Source organism: Hahella sp. KA22, assembly GCF_004135205.1.
GTDB lineage: Bacteria > Pseudomonadota > Gammaproteobacteria > Pseudomonadales > Oleiphilaceae > Hahella.
The window spans coordinates 4,974,938-4,986,748 of record NZ_CP035490.1 but is presented as its reverse complement, the minus strand read 5'-3'; the positions used below and the strand labels follow the sequence as shown (position 1 = coordinate 4,986,748).

The 11,811-nt window shown below is 55.8% G+C and carries 10 protein-coding genes; 6 read left to right on the top strand and 4 right to left on the bottom strand.

Translation table 11 applies throughout. The features are described from left to right. Positions 1-6 precede the first annotated feature (6 nt). A complete protein-coding gene (gene pdsS, locus EUZ85_RS21940) occupies positions 7-1,968 on the bottom strand; it encodes a proteobacterial dedicated sortase system histidine kinase (RefSeq protein WP_127971944.1) in 1,962 nt (653 codons plus the stop codon). An 8-nt stretch (positions 1,969-1,976) separates the two neighbouring features. Next, the gene (pdsR, locus tag EUZ85_RS21935; RefSeq protein ID WP_127971942.1) at positions 1,977-2,678 is read right to left on the bottom strand and encodes a proteobacterial dedicated sortase system response regulator; all 702 of its coding nucleotides are present in this window, start codon (positions 2,676-2,678) and stop codon (positions 1,977-1,979) included. A 255-nt stretch (positions 2,679-2,933) separates the two neighbouring features. On the opposite strand from pdsR, the gene EUZ85_RS31245 reads away from it, so the two are divergent. Both EUZ85_RS31245 and EUZ85_RS21930 read left to right on the top strand, forming a co-directional pair. Continuing rightward, the gene (locus EUZ85_RS31245) at positions 2,934-3,071 is read left to right on the top strand and encodes a hypothetical protein (RefSeq protein WP_164887320.1); all 138 of its coding nucleotides are present in this window, start codon (positions 2,934-2,936) and stop codon (positions 3,069-3,071) included. A 197-nt stretch (positions 3,072-3,268) separates the two neighbouring features. Then, positions 3,269-4,249, top strand: coding sequence for an NADPH:quinone oxidoreductase family protein (locus EUZ85_RS21930; RefSeq protein WP_127971940.1), 981 nt, complete (start codon positions 3,269-3,271; stop codon positions 4,247-4,249). A 6-nt stretch (positions 4,250-4,255) separates the two neighbouring features. Here the strand turns inward: EUZ85_RS21930 and EUZ85_RS21925 are convergent, their stop codons facing one another. Continuing rightward, positions 4,256-5,716 (bottom strand): NAD(P)/FAD-dependent oxidoreductase, encoded by a 1,461-nt coding sequence (locus EUZ85_RS21925; RefSeq protein ID WP_127971938.1) that lies wholly within the window; start codon positions 5,714-5,716, stop codon positions 4,256-4,258. Between the two features lie 186 nt (positions 5,717-5,902). On the opposite strand from EUZ85_RS21925, the gene EUZ85_RS21920 reads away from it, so the two are divergent. Next, positions 5,903-6,565 carry an O-methyltransferase gene (locus EUZ85_RS21920; RefSeq protein WP_127971936.1) on the top strand — a complete coding sequence of 221 codons (663 nt, stop codon included), beginning with the start codon at positions 5,903-5,905 and terminating at the stop codon, positions 6,563-6,565. A 96-nt stretch (positions 6,566-6,661) separates the two neighbouring features. On the opposite strand, the gene EUZ85_RS21915 is transcribed toward EUZ85_RS21920, so the two are convergent. Next, the gene (locus tag EUZ85_RS21915; protein WP_127971934.1) at positions 6,662-8,497 is read right to left on the bottom strand and encodes a pre-peptidase C-terminal domain-containing protein; all 1,836 of its coding nucleotides are present in this window, start codon (positions 8,495-8,497) and stop codon (positions 6,662-6,664) included. A 359-nt stretch (positions 8,498-8,856) separates the two neighbouring features. Here EUZ85_RS21915 and EUZ85_RS21910 point away from each other — a divergent pair, with 359 nt between their 5' ends. The 3 genes from EUZ85_RS21910 to EUZ85_RS21900 all read left to right on the top strand — a co-directional run bounded on the left by EUZ85_RS21910 (position 8,857) and on the right by EUZ85_RS21900 (position 11,802). Continuing rightward, the gene (locus EUZ85_RS21910; RefSeq protein ID WP_127971932.1) at positions 8,857-9,342 is read left to right on the top strand and encodes an N-acetyltransferase; all 486 of its coding nucleotides are present in this window, start codon (positions 8,857-8,859) and stop codon (positions 9,340-9,342) included. A gap of 112 nt (positions 9,343-9,454) precedes the next feature. Continuing rightward, a complete protein-coding gene (locus EUZ85_RS21905; RefSeq protein WP_127971930.1) occupies positions 9,455-10,129 on the top strand; it encodes a hypothetical protein in 675 nt (224 codons plus the stop codon). Next, entirely contained in the window at positions 10,126-11,802 is a 1,677-nt protein-coding gene (locus EUZ85_RS21900; protein ID WP_127971928.1) for a nucleotidyl transferase AbiEii/AbiGii toxin family protein, read from the top strand. The genes EUZ85_RS21905 and EUZ85_RS21900 overlap by 4 nt, the downstream gene beginning before the upstream one ends. The last annotated feature ends 9 nt before the right edge of the window (positions 11,803-11,811 follow it).

Here is an 11,811-nt window from a genome sequence, read left to right as displayed (position 1 = left end):
TAGAGCTCACGAACGGGGCAGCCCAATAGCGAAGCGCACGCCGCGAGCGGTGTTCTCCACTTTGATCCGCGCCTGATGGAACTCGGCGATCAGTTTGACGATGACCAGCCCCAAGCCCAGGTGTAGTTCCTGTCCGCCGTCCTGGCGCACGCTCATAAACGGCGTAAACAGCTTCTCCTTGATGTCTTCCGGAATGGGATCGCCTTCGTTTTCAACGTAGATCCAGTGCTCCTGTTTAGTTTCTTCGACACCGATGTAAATGGCCCCGTCCGGCGCGGTAAAGTCCCTGGCGTTCTCCAGCAATTTGTCCACCGCCTGGGCGATTAGCTCGGCGGAAATGTCCGCCACAATGGGCGCTTCCGGCAATTCAAGCTCCAGACGGCGCGGCTCCACAAGAGGGCGGTAAGACTGCTGCAACTCACTGATCAGCTCGCTCAGGTCAAATGTTTCAAGGCTTTGCGACTGAATCGTAGCTTCCAGGCGTGACGCCTGCCGCATGGCGGTAAGCAGGGCGCTGATGCGTTCGGCGCCCGCGCGGGCGCGGCCCAGATACTCCTGCTTTTCCTGCTCGTTGTCGGCGCTTTCCAGTAATTGCAGGGAAGAGCTGACGATAGCCAGCGGCGTGCGGCATTCATGGGTCAGCTTACTGGCGAAGGACTCCATGTATTCTGAATAACTGCGCAATTGGGTCAGCATTTCGCTGAAGCTGCGCGACAGGTCGCCCAGCTCATCCGGCAGCCGTGAGGCCTGGAAGCGGCCGCTGAACTTGGTCTCAGTATCCAGCGCGGAAACGATCCCCTTGCTCAAATGCGTGATGCGCCATGACAGCCAGGAGGCGTAGCCAAACAAGATGAGCATGATGATGATCAACAGCGCCACAGAGCCGCCGACTGCGGCGAACAAGGCGTCATTGGCTACGGCGGCGATTTGCGGCGTGCGTTGCTCCAACTGCACCCAGCCCAATAATTTCCCGGCTTCGTTTTTAACGGGATAGCGGGTAATCAAATTGGCGAGTTCCGAAGTGGCGCTGGCGTCCCAGGTGGAGCGTGGCGCGTCGGCGGCGAGGGGCTGCGACTCCGACGTCTGTGAAACGCCATCCACCGCCCAGCGCAGCAGGCGGCGCATAGCCATACGCCAGACATCGTCCTGCATGCCAATGTAGCGCATCAGGTCGTTGTCGTATTCCAACAGGGTTGCGCCCTGAGCGTCGGTCAAGCGTAAACGGGTGTATTCAGGGGTTAATTCCTGAGCCCTGTGAATCAGAGCCGGCGGCGCGAAGTTCAACAACATGGGCTCAGCGTCGCTGCCCAGAACATCCAGCGTATTACGGTTGAACACCCAGGCGGCGGATTTGTCTATGTCGATCCAGCGCAGGCTGAAGCCGTCCTGCAAGGAGGCGAGGGGAATGCGCAATTCCAGGATGAAGCCAGGACCGTCTTCCTGCCACATCCCATTCACGCTGGTCCATGACCCCGCCAGACGGGCTTTGATTTGTCCAGGCCCTTCCGTTTCCAGCATTGTCACCGCCTTGCCGCCGGCGAGATAGCCGGTAATCAGTTCGAAATGGTCCGCTGGTTGGCTGCGGGCGCTGGGCTGTCGGTATTGAATGGATGCGTCATTGGCGGCGACCAACAGATACAGATCCTGCCCGTCGGTGGCGGCCTTGACCGCGCGGATGGAATCCGGTTTCGGACCCGACAAGGCGGGAATTTCCGCCCAGTCGTCCTGATAACCGTCGAGATAGATAGGCGTATCATACTGGCGCACGTTGAGAATGCGGCCGCCCATCGAAGCCGGCGTCGGCCATTCCGGACGCAGCAGAGAGGCGATAAAGCCCGCTAACTGGATATGATTCTGCTGTTGGGATTCCCGCAGGCTCTGTTCTATCTGCTTGGCGAACTGAATGACCGCCCACGGCAGCAACAGCATGACGCAGGCGATCAGGATAAGCTGGCGACGTAGTTTCATGCGTCAGCCTAAGGTTGTGTCGAATCCCAGCGGTATCCCATGCCGTAGGCGGTGTTAATCGCCCGGAAATCCGGGTCCACCGCCTGGAATTTTTTGCGGATGCGTTTGATATGCGAGGTGATGGTGCTGTCGTCGAGAACGGCGTTGGCGGCGTCCATCAATTGGGTGCGGTTCTTAACATGCCCGGGGTGACGCGACAGCGCATGCACGATCCAGAACTCGGTGACCGTCAGCATGATGGGCTCATCGTTCCAGAAAGCCTGCATACGGTCGATGTTGAGTTTAAGCTGCCCACGGGTGATCAGTTCGTCCTGCTTCTGATTGGCCGCCTGCAAGGCGTCGAGACGGCGGAACAGGGCGACGATGCGGGTGAGCAGATAGGGAATGCTGATGTCTTTGGTCAGATAATCATCAGCGCCCAGGCGCAGTCCGGATATCTGATCGAACTCACTGTCCCGGGCGGTCAGAAAGATAATGGGGACCTGGGAAGACAGTCCGCGCACTTCGCGGCACAGCTCAAAACCACCTTCCACATCGGAACCCAGACCCACATCAATGATCACCAGGTCCGGCAGTTGCACGCGAAAGCGTTCCATGGCGGAGGGGCGGGAATCATAGGTTTCCACCTGATAGCCGTGTTTCTTCAACGCTTCACTGTAATTGGCGCGGATCAGAGGCTCGTCTTCAACTAAGGCAATTCTGCGGGTCATTTCACACCTATCGACAAAGAATGGCGCTATTAGAGCACGCCTGAATTTCTCTGCTCAAGAGAAGCGGGGCGCATTGCCACAATTCGTCATTTTTTGATCGACGCTTTGACGGTTTTTTAGCAGATAAACCGCTTAATTCTTGAGTGAAATGTAAAACGACTGCAACAAAACGGTTACTAAACTGACAGAAACAGTCTGAGTGTCCTGCAGTCGCTTAACCGGAACATCACTGCTGTACCCAAGAGGAGATACGCTATGAGCGAGAAACTTCAAAACGCCTCTAACGCGCCGTCACAATCGAAAACCATGCGTTATGGCTTGGCGTTGCTAACCTTCGCCGCGATTGTCTGCGCACAAAACCTGTGTTTCATGATCGACAACCAAATAATCTGATTATCACTGCGACAAGATGCACGAACGCTTTCCTGGAACTCAACCGCGCCCAGGTCAATGCGGTTGAGTTACCACCTTCCCTGATTCATACTCCCCAAGGCCGTAAGAGCCGCGCCGATTCACTCGGCGACAAAATCATAGAATGAGCAAATCAAACCCCGGTTGTTGAATCTATTCATCAGATAAAGGGGATCATCATGCGCGCGCTGCTGTGCAAAGAGCATGGGCCGGCGGATACGCTGGTCATTGAAGACACTGTCGAGCCCAAAGTAAGTGGGGTTGACGTTCTGGTGGACGTTAGCGCCGCCGGCCTTAATTTTCCCGATACCCTGATCATTCAGGGCAAATACCAGTTTCAGCCTCCCATGCCTTTCAGTCCCGGCGGAGAAGTCGTCGGCGTAGTGAGTGCGGTGGGAGATAAAGTGAAGCGACTGAAGCCCGGCGACCGCGTCATGGGGCTGACTGGCTGGGGCGGCTTTGCGGAAAAAGTAGCGGTTCCCGAATCCAACCTGATCCCTGTTCCTGCTGGCGTAGACGATATTGTCGCAGCCGGATTCGTCATGACTTACGGCACCTCCATGCATGCTTTATCTCAACGCGGCCGACTACAGGCCGGGGAAACGCTGTTGGTGCTGGGCGCGGGCGGCGGCGTTGGACTGGCGGCGGTGGAAATCGGCAAGGCCATGGGCGCTAAGGTGATTGCTGCGGCCAGCTCAACGGAAAAGCTGGCGGCGGCCCTGGAAGCGGGGGCGGACGAGACTATTAATTACGCCGAAACGGATTTGAAGGAAGCCATGAAAGCGATGACGGAAGGGCGTGGCGTGGATGTGGTCTATGACCCGGTCGGCGGCGCTTTGACGGATAAGGCGCTGCGCTCTATGGCCTGGGGTGGTCGACATCTGGTCGTCGGCTTCGCCAGTGGCGAGATTCCCAAGCTGCCTGCCAATCTGACCCTGCTGAAAGGGTGTGAGGTAGTGGGTGTATTCTGGGGCGCTTTTACGCAACGCCAGCCGCAGGACAATCTGCAGAATTTCCAACGCATGTTCCAGTGGATGCAAGAGGGCCGCCTGCAGCCCCGGGTCAGCAAAGTGTATCCGTTCGAGCAGGCGGCGCAGGCCATCTCTGATATGGCGGAGCGCAGGTTGGTGGGAAAAGCGGTAGTGCGAATCGCGGAATAGGCGACGCTACAGCCACTCGTAGTCCGCTTCGTTCACCTTGCGGGTGCGGCGACGATATTCCACCGTAAAGCCTGGCCAGAGCGTGGTGATTTTGCCGCTTTTGGTTTGATACCAGCTCTGGCAGCCGGACTTCCATACGGAGCGCTGCAGGCGTTGTTGCAACGATTCGTTGAACAGTCTTTGCGCGCGGGAGCGCAGGTGAATCTGGTTGACTCCCAGCTCGCGGGCTTTTTTCATGGCGTCGAGAATGTAGTTAACCTGCGACTCGATCATAAAGATCATGGAGCTGTGACCGAGGCCGGAATTAGGCCCGACCACCATAAAGAAGTTGGGAAATCCGCTGATAGTGACGCCCAGCATCGCCTCCGCACCGTCTTCCCAGGCTTGATTGAGACTGACGCCCCCGAGCCCGATGAGGTCAAAAGGAATGACGGCTTCCGCCGCCTGGAAACCGGTGGCGAGGATGATGGCGTCGAAGTTATGGACACCCCCGTCTTTGGTTCTGACGCCAGTAGCTGTGATGGCGTCGATGGGCGTGGTCTCCAGGGTGACGTCTTTTCGTCCCAGCGCCTGATAATAGTCGTTGGAGATAAGAACCCGCTTACAACCTAGCGTGTATTGCGGCGTCAACTTCGCCCGCAGCGCAGGGTCCGGGGTCTGGCGCGCCAGATGCGCCAGCGCTTTTTTCTCCACCAGCTTCATGATGCCGGGATGCAGCACAAAGCCCATCACGCGCCACTCTAATATCCAGTAGATCGCTTGCCGGCTGAGCCACAGCAAGAAGGGGTAGCGGCGGTATAACGACCGTTCCATCTGACTGATCATGCGGTCCGGCTTGGGTAGTATCCAGGGCGGAGTGCGTTGAAAGACGGTGATATGGGCGGCCTGCGGAGCGATATTCGGCAATAATTGGATGGTGCTGGCGCCAGTACCAATGACGCCGACCTTTTTGGCGGTCAGGTCGTAGCTGTGGTCCCAGCGGGCGGAATGAAAAAGCTTGCCCGTAAAGGACGATAGCCCTGGAATATCCGGTTGCGCCGGGCGGCTGAGCGCGCCGACGCCCGACACCAGAAAGCGTGCTTGCAACCAGTCTTCGCCGTTTACCTGCACTAGCCATTGATCCTCAGTTTCATCGAACTCTGCGCGTGTAACCTGTTGCTTGAGGCGAATAAAGGGCCGCAGGCCAGATCTGTCTGCGCACTGTTGCATGTAGGCCCAGATTTCCGGCTGCGAAGCGAACATGCGGCTCCAGTCTGGATTGGGCGCGAAGGAAAAGGAGTACAGATGGGAGGGAACGTCGCAGCCGGCGCCGGGATATGTATTATCGCGCCAGGTCCCGCCAATGTCGTCGGCTTGTTCCAGAATCACAAAGTCATCAATGCCGGCCTGCCTCAGCCGTATTCCCATGCAGAGTCCCGCAAAGCCAGATCCGATGATGATGACTTGGTGACGCGCCGCTTCGCTCATGAGCTACCCCCTGCGAAATATCTTTGTTATTTTGTTTGCGCCGGGCTCCGTTGAGGCTTCGCTTTCACTATGAATGACGAGGCTGTCAACAGACCTTGGTAAATTCAAGGATAGGTAAGTCTCCCGCTAATTGGCAGCCCCTTTGGGGTGATCGGCGTGGCGGCGATTTGAAAGAGATCACACTATATGTCAAAACAAACTCTAAATATGAACGACAGCCTCTATCAGTACCTGCAAGTCACCGGCGTCAGGGAAAGCAAAGTGCTGCATGCATTGCGGGACGAAACCAACCGACATGAGATGGCGCGTATGCAGATTGCGCCGGAGCAGGGGCAGTTCCTGACCTTGCTGACGAAGCTGACGGGCGCCCGCAAAGCCATCGAAGTGGGCACTTTTACCGGTTATAGCTCCATCTGCATCGCCGAAGGCTTACCCAAAGACGGCAAACTTATCTGCTGCGACGTCAGTGAAGAATGGACCAGTATCGCCAGACGCTATTGGTGCCTGGCGGGGCTGACTGACCGCATTGACCTGCGGCTGGCGCCCGCGATGGAAACCCTTAACAAGCTGTTGGACGAGGGCCATGCGCGCACTTTCGATTTCGCTTTTATCGATGCGGATAAAACCAACTACGACAACTATTACGAAGCCTGCCTGCGCTTATTGCGCCCGGGCGGTCTGATCGCCGTCGACAACGTGCTGTGGGACGGCAAAGTCGCCGATCCCACTGAACGGGATGACGACACCTGTGCAATTCGCGCTCTGAATGAGAAGCTGATGCGCGACAAGCGTATTGATTACTCCATGGTGCCCATCGCGGACGGCGTCAGTCTGGCGCGGAAAAAATAAATCTCGCACTGAGACGATCAAGGGAGACTCGATCCGCCGCCTCACCGGCGGATCGAGTCTCGCGTCTGTCAAAACAACTGAGTGTGCGGTCCGGAGCTATTCCTGCCTGGCCTGCGTGAGCATAACAGCCACTTCCTGGCCCTTAACCCGGTCATCGTAGCGGGCCACCAGCTGTACGTCCGAGTAAGGATCGAAGGCGTGCAACATCACATGGTAAACCCCGGTCTGCGGCGTGTCGTATGAGCAGGTCTCCTGCTGTGTGGTTTTGAAGGGGCGGCAGTCATACTCGTTCAACGTGGGTGGGGTTCTGAACCTGACATGCATGTCCGCATCCCCTTGTCCGCCAGACATTTCTATACGCAAGTTACGGGCGTTTTCCGGGATGTCGACATAGTAATAGTCCATTTCATCCTTGCTGCCGGAAAGCTTCGTCACCGCCTCGCCATTCATCAGCTCCTGGCTGCTGTCGGAGTTAGCTTTATAGCCTGCTTCGAAGGTGATGCCGGAATAGCTGGAGAATGCATGCAGCATGACATAGTAATTGCCGGCCTGGGGCGAGTCGAAGCTGCAAACTTCTTCCTGAGTGGTTTTGTAGGGCCGGCAGTCATAGGAATCAAAGGTCGGTCGGCTGCCGTATTTGACGAACATATCCATGTCGCCGCTGCCGCCAGAGATGCGGAACGTCAGGTCGCGCGCGCCAGGATCGACTTTCAGCACGTAGTAGTCTTTGTCCTCCTTGTCCGCACTTAGGTTACTCAGAACTTGGCCGTTTTCCAGTTCCGTATCCGGCGTGTCGGGATCGGTGGGTCCGGATGTGCCAGGGTTATAGAGTTTATTGCTGGTGCAGTATTTCGAACCGTTCTTGCTCATCCAGAAATAATTGCAGTTACCGTCGTAGCTATAGCGACCTGTTTTCACTTTGTAGCCGGACAGATAAACGCCATCCAGGTGGTAGAAGCTGCCGTCATATTTCAGGCTGAAATGCTGGTGGGGCCCGGTTGAGCTGCCGCCATTACAGAGCGCCTGAGAGCGGTTGTTGGCGTAGTTCGCCAGTTTCTGGTTTTGCGTCACGCTGGTGCGATTCTGGAACTGTACGTTATCCAGATGGTAGTAAGTGGTTGACCAGCCGCCATCGTGCAGTACCTCCACGAAGCAGGACGAATGCCGCACCGCAGTTCCCGCGGCGGACGCCACGGCCCATTTGGTGGATGTATCCGAGCCCCAGGAGCCGCCGTTGTTCATATCCAGGGAAGACAACGGATAATTGCCGCTGCCTGTGTTGGTGTGCGCGCCGCCGAACCACCAGCTCTGATCAATCGGGAAGGGGAGCTGCAGCATGTTTTCCGGTGGGACCAGCTTTTTGGAGTAAGCGGAAAAGCGACTGACGCCGGGAGGTTCCGCGCTTTCCTGCTCTTGCGGGAACAAGCGCTGGTAGACCGTTGCAAATTCATCTGCATCGCCTGCGGCATTGTTCATCAGGGCGCGAGAGAGCGCTCGGGTGGCGATGTCCTCGCCGCTGATGGAGAGGCTGTTTTGCTCCTGGTTCACTGTGCGGTAATAAGACTTGGCCAGACGCATGGCGATATCTTCAACCTGAGCGCTGAAACCATTCCGTTCGGACAAATCTCCGAGGGGACGTTGCAGGGATGCAGTGCGTGCGCCGCTTACCAGGCCAGTCTGCATTTCTATCAGGGTTAACAACACTTTAGGGCTCACGGTGCTATAACCGGCCCAGTGAGTGATGACTTCGGTCTGATCCAGCAAATGAGGAGCATTCCGTTTCAGGTAGGCGGCGACATCGAAGGTCAGCATCTCTTGATAAGAATAGATAAACTGCTCGTCCGAAATGATATCTCTGCTATCGTCAGAATGCGCCAGGAGGGGGAGTGCTGTAAGCGCGCAGACGAAGATAGATCCGATACTTTTTTTCATATAAATTCCCTTTAAAGTTAATGAGTTGAACGCGGCTCGGAAAGGCTGGCCGGTTTAACTGCTGCGCGGTAGGAAGCGCAGCCGAGCGGTCTGTTTCTCAAATGAGAATAACTCTCAGACAGTTATAAATGAAGACTAAAAAATGATCAGTTGCAAGTCCCGGACACGGGTTGGGAATGGTTTCAAACTCACCGCCGTTCATTTTGTCGTTAGGTGGGCGCGTCCTTTTTTGCACTGGAATAAAGACTAGGATTTATAAAAAAATCCGGCAATCCGGTTGAAATACCTGAACAAAAAATACGGGGCGCATTATTGCGTTAAGCGGCGTAAAGTCGAACAAAAAAGTCGGATAGAGAAATATGAGCGGCGAAGCAGAACAGATGAAATTTTTATGTCTGAAGCATACGGATGCGGATATCGCCAGGGAGTTGCTCGATCTGTTTCAATCCGCTTACCGGGTGGAGGCGGATTTGATTGGTGTGGAGCTGTTTCCGCCTTTGCATAGAACCCTCGCTGATTTCATGGCGAGTTCTACCCAGTTCCTGGGCTATCGACGGGAGGCCAGGCTGGTTGCGGCGATGGAGTGGAACCGCCAGGGCGAGTGGCTGAGCATCGACAGTCTGGTGGTCGCTCCAGATATGTTTCGGCGGGGATACGCCAGTGGTTTGCTGGAGCATGTTTTTGCTCATCGTGATCAGTTTGGACGTCCCAAAGGAGCGCGAGTATCCACCGCCGAAGTGAACGCGCCCGCCATTGCTCTGTATGAACGCTTCGGGTTTCAGAAGGTGGGGCGTCGCCGCACGGAGGAGGGGATATCTGTGGTATCCTTTGACGTCCTGTTTTGAGGCCGGCTCCAAACATATTTTCATCACTTTAAGGTCGCGCGATGGATGCGCATTTAAAATCAATCCATTCGCTATCTGCACCATCGGGTTTTCTTTAGGCAGTTTTTATCTCATGAAGTATCGGTTCCACACGCCGTTGGATGCGCTCAAGGCGTTTCCTGGAAAGTATGAAATTCACATTACCGTCGTCGCTCGCGATCAAGTCGCGCTGCAGCGTTTTGTCGACTTTTGCGCGGCGAAAGAGGCGAAAGCTATTGTTATTCAGCTGTCCTCTGGTGAGCATTGCACCCAACCCATGCTGTGCAAGCGTTTGAACGGCGCGCCGGAGCGGGTGTGGGAGCAAATTCAGGAAATATGCGACGGGATGCTGAGCGAGGGATTTACTGTCGAACGCCTGAAAATTGAGGCGGCGATAAGCAACGCCAATATTCCCCAGCATGACGAAGCGGCGACGCAGTTGCCCGATTATTGTTACTTCGAACATCATCTAAAGCTTAGATTACCGGCGGATTATGACCTGAGCGCCTTGCGTGAGACGGTGCGGGAGTATCGTGGACGTCTTTCCTCCAATGCGTTTTGGCGCGATGAGGCGCACAGGGAGCAGTTCGTCACTCAGCGTATACGGGGAGGGCTGGGCAAGGCGGCGGAGGTGCTGGGCGCTCTGCGTACTTTTTTAACGGACAATGGCGTAGAGATTGTGAAAGACATCCGCGAGTTCAATATCTATGACAGCAATATCGGGCTTGATGCGGGGTGGGATGGAGCCGGCGCAGGAACACGCTCATGATGCAGACGCCGAAGGCCCTTACGGACGAAGCGCGGACTCTTATCGCTATTGAGACGGTGTTGTCGCGTTTACGCAGTCTGGCGCAGGCTGATCGCTTCGTCGTGCGAGGCAGTTATGTTTCAGGCTGTTGGAGCGGGCCGCAGCCGCGAGCCTGTAAAGACCTGGATTTATTGTATTTGGGGGATTACGCCCCTGACTATTTCACAACGTTGATGCGTCAGCTCGTGACGCAGACAGACGCTTCGCCTTGCCGCTTTGAACCAGAGACACTGCAGATTCATCCCATTTGGCAGGACAGCATCTCTCCGGGCGTGCGATATAGCGTTAATTATGTGATTGCAGGTTCTGAAGGTATTTTGCAGGTGGATATCGCTGTGGGTGATCCGCTAGTGGTTCCTCCGCGGATTATAGCGATTCCTTCCGTTCTGCAAGAAGGCGTTACGAACGCTGTTCCGACTGTCGCCGTGGAAATCGCCGCCGCCTGGAAGCTGCATGGGCTGTTTGAGCATATGAACGGCGGTTGGATGTCGAAAACCTTATGGGACCTGTATCTGTTTTGCCGCTACAACGAATTAGATGCGGACCTGTTGCGGCGCGCTATTCTGGAGGCCTTCGCCAGCAGGATGGACCCGTTGGAAATTTGCCGACGTCTGATGTTCGGTGATTTCGGCCGTAGTAAAAAATCCCGCAGAAACTGGCGCAATCTGATGGCGGAATATCCGCATCAGCAAATTGAACCGATGGAGTCGGTGTTGGACTGGCTGCGAACATATCTCAACCCGAGATTGCCGTTGCAGAATGATGGAACCTTGCTGACCCAGTCTGAGGTGATCACCTATCGCGTGAGGCTGCTGAAGGAAGACGGTTCGGAAGCCGCCCGCAAAAAGCTGCGCACCCTGCAGCAGAAACGCAAGCTGCTGCCGTACAAGGCCTATACGTCCATTCCTCATCTGCCCGGTTCGCGCACGGGGCTGGCGGATAAACATATCGACGCCAACAAAGCGGATATGCTGACCACTCGACAACGTTATCCTGACGATGTGGTGATCGTGCAGGAAAAGCTGGATGGTTCCTGCGTGGCCGCGTTGCGAACGGATGACCGGGTTCTGGCGTTGGGACGTGATGGCGATCTGGCGGATGAGTCTCCCAATCCTGCGCGAAGACTGTGGGCGGAATGGGTGGAGGAGCATCAAGCCCGTTTTCTTGATGTGCTGGAGCCCGGAGAGAGATTGGTCGGCGAGTGGTTGGCCCTCGTGCATGGAACCCGTTACCGGCTGGCGCATGAACCTTTTGTACCCTTTGATATTTTTACCGCGGACAATCGACGCATACCCTATGCGGCCTTTTATCGACGCGTGACGCAGGCTGGGTTTACTCCCGCCAAGACACTCCATGTCGGCGAACCCTGCTCCGTTGAAGAGGCGCTGCGATTATTAGGGAACGGCGCGCACGGAAGCGTGGATGCGCCGGAAGGCGCTGTGTGGCGTCTGGAGCGGGAAGAGCAGGCGCTGTTTTTGGGTAAATTTGTACGTCATGGTAAAACCGATGGGGTCTATCTTCCAGAAAACAGCGGACGTCCCGCGCTATGGAATTGGCATCCATATTTGCCTGTGTTTTTTGAAGACGGCGTTCTGGATACGGCAAGTAAAACTGAAAATGATGAGACGGATTAACTGCGGTTT